The sequence below is a fragment of the Pseudovibrio sp. Ad46 genome, from assembly GCF_001623065.1.
In the GTDB taxonomy this organism is placed as follows: domain Bacteria; phylum Pseudomonadota; class Alphaproteobacteria; order Rhizobiales; family Stappiaceae; genus Pseudovibrio.
This window is the reverse complement of the sequence record NZ_LMCG01000009.1, coordinates 1-6477: the sequence shown is the minus strand read 5'-3', so window position 1 is coordinate 6477 and position 6477 is coordinate 1. Positions and strand designations below refer to the sequence as shown.

Sequence of the window (6477 nt, the reverse complement as noted above, 5' to 3'; positions counted from 1 at the left end):
GCCCAATGATCCGAAGTTGCCTGTCAGCGCGGTTCGATTTCATAATTGAAGTGCGGACTTTGCTGACGTCCGCTGCGGAGTAGAGAACTGGAAATGAGTATGGCTACGTCGAGATGCATCGGGCCAGAAGCCGCCATTAGAGCGTTTCCATCAAGAGTTGAGCATATTCATCCAGAAGCGTCTTCAGCTATCTTCATGAAGGGCCTGGAATTCTCTAAACAGCCATTCATGTAGCATACCGTTCTGCCTCATTTCTCACTCCAGTCAGCGGGATCGTTGGCCAAAACACTCCCTTACTCAAATCGATCGATCTGTCCATAAGAGGTCGCCGACAAACAACCAGCTCTAAAATTTTAGAAGCGCACATCTCACATTACTTCAAGCAAATCGTCTCCTAGTTGAACAGTTGTGGTGACACCTCTGTCATTAATTTTATACGCGTCAATAACAACAGGAGAAACCAATGCGCGTCTTACTTCTTATTCTTAGCCTTATTTCGTTCTCATTGCATGCCGGAACTGCTTCTGCTGGTCCGGGAACAGTTATCCATGCCTGCGTAAATCTCGATGTAACTCCGTTAAATTCCATCAATGTTAGCTTTACCGCCGATGAAAACACCGATATTTGCATGAATGATGTAGGTAACGATAGCAGCCTTACAATTGATCATGCCGGAATTGAATGCGTCAGCGTTGGTTATGTCGAGGCGGAAAGTTCATGTAGTGGCGGGGCTCCTGTCTGGTCATTAAGCTACCACACAGACAATTATGCGCAGTCGGGAACTACAATAACAAGTTGGAGTGACGACAACTCCCGCAACACTATTCAGCTAATTGACCCTTCAAAGGGCACACACATTTGTCCAACTGAGGCAAATTGTGAAGCTGAATCTCTTAGCTGGGACGAAGGCACAACAGGACCGGTCTACATCATCTTTGACATTGACTAAGCACCCTTAAAGCCCCCTCCAAACAACCTGATAATTCAATATGTGGCCTGTCCCTTACGGGGCAGATGCCACTTTGTCCCGACCAAACCAACCTCAATAAGAAAACGGGAGAATATGATGACCATTTCACAATATCCTGGTTCACAAGCATTCAACCAGTCACTTCAGGCTCAGGAATACGTTAACAAGAACACTGGCTCACTTGTTGTCCAAATACCACTGGCACAGCTGCGGGGAAGGACAGAGGCTATTGGCGTTGGTCTTAATGCTTTTTATTCAGCAGGATCCAAGGGACAATTGGGGCTGCCATCAGGATGGGGCTTCAATCTACCATTTGTGGCAAACAGCGAAACATTCACCTTTCAGGGAAAAGTCTATATTATTGATCCGAATTGGACTGATAGCTCCGGATACCAGTCTGGACTCAGGTATCTAAATGACCACGGTCGTAAGTTTCAGAAATTTGTCGTAGATCAGCCGCTTCCTTCTTCCCCGGGTTCTTATCGTTACCTGTTTACCTACGATAACGGGTCTAAAAGCTATTTTGATGCAACCGGTAAGCTGCTTTTGCAGGCTGATCTGTTCGGCAACTCAATCACCTACAGCTACACAGACCCGTTCGGGGATGTTTTTGGAAATAAGCTGGCAAGCATTACAGACTCATTTGGGCAAGTGGTACGGCTACAGTATGCACCTGGAGAGGTTGTTGTCTTACTGCCAGATGGCTCTACACAAACTATAGAATTTTCCAATAAGGGCATTCATCGAATAACCAATCAGATTAGCGCAAGGACTGAACTTACTTACACCTCGCAATCTGATGTTACGGTAGTTCAGCAAATCGTATATGCAACAGGTCTTATCTCAACCTATCAATACACTGCTATTGAGTACCTTAATGAAGAAGGGCAGGTACAGTCATTTCCTGCAGTAGAAATGCATAGGTACAGTAACCTGAATGATGTTTTTTTAGGTGAAACCAGGTATTCCTATGGCAGTCAAAGTCAAGGCAACACTTTCACGGGTTACGCGCAAGGTTATCAGCTCTCAACCAGTGGCGATACATTGATGAATAGTCAGGACACAGAGTATCTTTATGATGTTCTTGTGCAACGGTTTGATGAAACAGGTACCCGCCTATCTGCATCCAGCATATTTTATAACTACCTACATTCACCAATGCAGGAGTATGCCTATCTGCTGGATGAAAACCACAACGGGGTGAGCGCTCTCCGAACTCTTTTCAGCTATGAACAAATCTCAGATCTACATGACCGCAGTGTGAATATTGGCAAGCCTTCTACAGTGGTTCGTAGTGTTTATAATCCGGTAGAAGGCATATGGGTTGATCAGTCCAAAGTTGAAAATGAATACAACGACTTCGGTAATCTAATTCAAAACAAGACATATGACCTGACAAATGAGGAAGCTCTCCTTGTTTCTCAACTTGACCATAGTTTTGCCCAAACCAATTGGGGTGGTCAGATGCCATTGGAGACAAACCAGCAGGATTTATTAGGTGATTACCAAATCAAGTTGAGTTTTATTCTGACGCAGGATCAGAAAAATATTGCCTCAGTTACAACCTCAGAAATGAAGCCGGGGCAATCTGAATTCCTGCCCATCAAAACAAAAAGCTACTTCTATGATGAGGATGGTCAGCAAACTCAATGGGAATTGGCATGGGCGGACGGATATACCGGAGAACGTGGTGATATTAATTCCGTTAGCAATACAATATTATCCCAATATAACGCTGAAACGCAGGAGTTGTCTGTTTCACTTACCAATGCACTTGGTGAAACAAGTCAGTTTTTCTATGATTTACGTCTGCCCATGGGGCCATGTGTAAGGCAGGTTTCGTCATCAGGCGACACTTATCAGCTTCGTTATGATGCACTAGGACGCCTTATCTCCACTACTGATCCTTTGGGTAGAGAAAAGACCTTTAGCTATACTCTGGCACAGGGCGGGGCAGGAAGTGTTAGCGCTGGTGAGAATATGACCTTGGTACATAATGCTAATGGGTATGAACTACGCACAACCTATGATGCTTTGGGACGGGCCATCCTTCTTGAAGACAACGGTAATCCAACCCAAACTACCCCTGTTTTGGACCGACAATTGCGTGCTACCACATATAATGCACTAGGGCTAAAGGCCAGCGATACAACAATTACCGGCGCAACTGCACAGTATACCTATGACGCTCTGGGCCAGTTGATCCATCAAACTGATCCACTAGGAAATATTCTGGAGGTTCATCGTGATAACGTAAACAGGAAAGCAGAGAATATCTTAAATGGTTCTTTGCGTACCCAAAGTCGATATGATGGTTTGAACCAGGTTGTTGAAGTTAGAAACTTCCAGTTCACTGAGGAGGGTGCTCCTGAAAATTACAATGGAACCCTATTGAACTACAACGGTTTTGGGCTGGTTACTCATCAAAACACTTTCAACGTTTCCGATGCAGAAAAAACTAATATTTCAACGGTCACTTACGAATACAACGCTGATACAATGCAGATCCAAAAGACTGTTTCAGGGATGTCTCAAGAGGCTGGTTTGCAGGCACAAGCAACCACGGAAACAGTTTATAATCTACTCCAGAAACCAAGGCAGACCCACCAAACAGTTACTTACAACGGTGTTCCTCAAGCAACCGTATCCGGCGATATCTTAAGCTATGATGGACTTGGAAATCTGGTAAGTGCAACAAACGCTCTGGGACAATCAGAAGAGTTTACTTATGCACCCGGTGGTTTACTGGAAAGTTACAGGCGGTACGATGGCACAACAACCACGTACAGCTATAACGCTGTCGGAGAACTGATCAGCGCACAAACCGGAGAAGAGACCTATACTTATTCTTATTTGCTGAATGATCTGGTTTCTGAGGTTTCTAATGGCTCAGAAAGTTCCACCTATGAATACTCTCTGGATGGAACAGCACGGGCTATTCACTATCCTGATGGCAAATCCATAAAGTTTACAAAAGATGCTTACAGCCGAGTTACGCACTGCCAGCTTCCCGACGAAACTCAACTTACCTACACCTACAATCATTTAAATCAGATTTCTCAACAAACAGCCGGAAACCTGACCATGAACAATGGCTGGGGAACAGCAAATGGAATGCAAGGCGTATTGATTAGCCAGCAGTTTTCCGGATCTCAACCCCAACAAATTTCCTATGAATACGGAGATTATGGGGAAGTTGAACATGTTGAAACCACAAATGAGAACGGACAGATAATTTACAGGGCCCAAATGCCCCGAAATCCTCAGGGCCAGCTAAGTTCGCTCTCCTCAAGCTACCCATTGGTTTCAGGTGAGCTTGTCGAAATTAATAAGTCAATGGTCTACGATGGGATTGGCCAGCTTGTTTCCTCCACCCTGCGAACTGCAAATGAGACCAAAACGGACACTTTTAGCTATGATGGTGCTGGTAATATTCTTAGGCACAGCTCAAACGGACAAACCACTAATTACCAGTACAACGAAATCAACCAGCTGATCAGTCAGGGCGCTACCTATGATACCAACGGCAACATGATTCAGGATACTGATGGTGCAACTTATACCTTCAGCACCACCAATCAGTTGCTGGGTGTACAACCTCCGGGTGAGCGAAATGTCCAGAATACATATGGTCTTGATGGCTTGCTCGACCAGGTTAAAACAGGTAGCAGTGCCTCAAAGTTCTATAATATTGCGGGCTGTGTAGCCAGTGTTGCCACCGATACAGATGAAAATGCACCAAAGTATCATAGTCTGTTTTGGGCAAACTCCCAGCTTGTCGGGCAGGTAAACCCGGAAAGCACAACATTGTTCTCAAGTGCTGCCGGGTCTGTTCGCCTGCACACCACCTCCAATGCCAAAACAGATATTCAAATCTCAGATTATGGCACAATCAAAAGCAGTACTGCCTTAACACCACCCAACAGTCTGAACTGGAATGCGCAGTACACCAACCCGGAAAGCAGCCTCACCTATCTAAGAACACGCTGGTACAGCCCAAAGTCCATGCGTTTTCTCTCACTTGACCCGGTTTACTCAATCAACCGATATGCTTATGCCGATGGCAACCCCATTATGAAGAGTGATCCAAGTGGTTTGCTAAGCGATGAAGCATGGTTAGGCCTGTTGGCTGGCATTGGTGTTGCCATTTTAATAGGAATTGGAGGAGAGTTTATACTTGTTGGCGCTTTGGGTGCTGAAGCCGTGGAAGCAAGCTTTTGGGCTCGAGCATCTGTTGCAGCGGCAAGCTCTGTAGGCGGTGATGTCACAAACTCACTAATTATAGGCGAGGATATTACAGCTAAACAGATTACCGTTGATATACTCGCAGGGATTGCGGGATTTGCAGTTGCAGAGAAGGTCGCAAACGCATCAAAAACCAGTATATTCAGATCGGCTCTGGAAACAAATAGTACAGCATTCAGCGTCCAAAAGCAGGCCAGAATAACCTCTGGTTTTTTGGGAGGACTTACAGATGCAATAACCGCAGGCGCGGTTAACTCCATTGGAAATAACCAACCCTTTTTCTCAACGCGAAACCTGATCAGTATTATTATTGGTGGTGCGTCTGGAGGTTATCTTGCGGGTCGCAAAGTAAACCTTAAGGATAGCGAAGTCGTTCCGGTTCCAATCAACGACAATGAGATCTCACTAATATCTGGCGATAAGTTCTCAGAACTTGATGCGATCTCATTTGATCACAAAGATTCTGTAGGTCAAATCGTAAATAGCTTTATGCCGAATGTCGATGAGTTCAGCAGTGGTCGAGCAAGATCAATGGCACCAGATAGCAGCAATCAGTTAACCCTCAAATTTAGGGTTATCGATGGTGTGATTCATGTCAGAAGTAATACTGCTGGCCATGGAAAGGTTCTGCGACCTGTTACAAATAAAGTGTTTGCCAACGCGGTAAAGCGAGAGATTGACCCAACAAATAAAGAAATTATCTTCCTGACTAAAGGAACATTTAACGATGCACAATCAATTGCCAAGATGCTTCAGGCAACAGTCAAAGGCAACCTAAGTTACAGTTAAACTATGGCACTCGATTGAATACAATAAAGCAATAATAATTATCTCAACCAAAAAAAATAGAGCACGAGGCAAGACTGTAAAAGATCGCAACGTGCTCTAATGTACTCCCTTAGTATTCAGCTAGACCTCATCAACGACTTTGTCAGGTTGTGTAATTCGTTGACTTCGCGTACATAAAAGGCCTATAAGGCCCCAAACTGCAAAAGCGGCCAAAAATCAGAACAATTAAAGAACATGCTGGGTGACTGTCGTTAGTATCTCGGAGTATGAGCTGGTAAGATGCGGACTTAACTGCCGTTCACTGCACTGCGTGAACTGAGGTAAGTGAGAGGGTGTTGCTAGCTCTGAGGGCCATGAACTGCCATTCAAGTAGTTCTAGCATGGGTTGTGATATGCTCACCCTAAGGATTTTCAGTAGCTTTGATGGGCGATCTGAAACTACTCAACTGACCATGAGCGGACATTCACACAAA

2 protein-coding genes are annotated in these 6477 nt (G+C 44.8%); both read left to right on the top strand.

Going from position 1 to position 6477, the window contains the following annotated elements:
• Nucleotides 1-463: 463 nt before the first annotated feature.
• Nucleotides 464-949, top strand: a complete 486-nt coding sequence (locus PsAD46_RS04175) for a hypothetical protein (protein ID WP_063302624.1) — start codon at nt 464-466, stop codon at nt 947-949.
• A 117-nt stretch (nt 950-1066) separates the two neighbouring features.
• Nucleotides 1067-6004, top strand: a complete 4938-nt coding sequence (locus tag PsAD46_RS04170) for an RHS repeat-associated core domain-containing protein (RefSeq protein WP_063306207.1) — start codon at nt 1067-1069, stop codon at nt 6002-6004.
• Nucleotides 6005-6477: the final 473 nt, after the last annotated feature.

Coding starts and splice junctions, on each gene's coding strand:
- PsAD46_RS04175 (WP_063302624.1), top strand. CDS start 464: ATGCGCGTCTTACTTCTTATTCTTAGCCTTATTTCGTTCTCATTGCAT.
- PsAD46_RS04170 (WP_063306207.1), top strand. CDS start 1,067: ATGACCATTTCACAATATCCTGGTTCACAAGCATTCAACCAGTCACTT.